Raw genomic sequence first — 584 nt, 5'->3', positions numbered from 1 at the left:
CGGTTATAAACACCCCTCGTTGCCGAAAGGTGCCCAGTCGGGCAGGTAAGTAGGCAGCGGTTGAGTAAGGCAAGGCGCGCAGGCGCAAAAAAAGAAAACAAAAGATCTTGACAGTTGAGTTGGGATTGGCTAGATTGTCCTTCTGTCGCAAACGAGCGGCAAGGGAAGTTCGGTCTTTGAAAACTAAATAGCAGACGCTTGAGATTGATTTGCGGGACAAGAAGTCAAATCAAAAAAACAGAATCAACTTATACAGTTAAACAACTGGAGAGTTTGATCCTGGCTCAGAACGAACGCTGGCGGCGTGCTTAACACATGCAAGTCGAACGCGAAAGGGACTTTCGGGTCCTGAGTAAAGTGGCGCACGGGTGAGTAACACGTGGATAATCTACCCGGTGATCTGGGATAACATTCCGAAAGGAGTGCTAATACCGGATAAGCCCACGGGCTCTTCGGAGCTTGCGGGAAAAGGTGGGGACCTTCGGGCCTACTGTCATTGGATGAGTCCGCGGCCCATTAGCTAGTTGGTAGGGTAATGGCCTACCAAGGCTACGATGGGTAGCTGGTCTGAGAGGATGATCAGC

General features: G+C 50.7%; 1 rRNA gene. It reads left to right on the top strand.

From position 1 onward, the window contains the following. Nucleotides 1-261: 261 nt before the first annotated feature. Nucleotides 262-584: ribosomal RNA gene (locus SCM96_16075) — 16S ribosomal RNA — on the top strand; the annotation flags it as partial.

This window comes from Acidobacteriota bacterium, from assembly GCA_033549365.1.
In the GTDB taxonomy this organism is placed as follows: domain Bacteria; phylum Acidobacteriota; class Aminicenantia; order Aminicenantales; family Saccharicenantaceae; genus JAWSUF01.
This window is presented reverse-complemented; position numbering and strand designations above follow the sequence as displayed.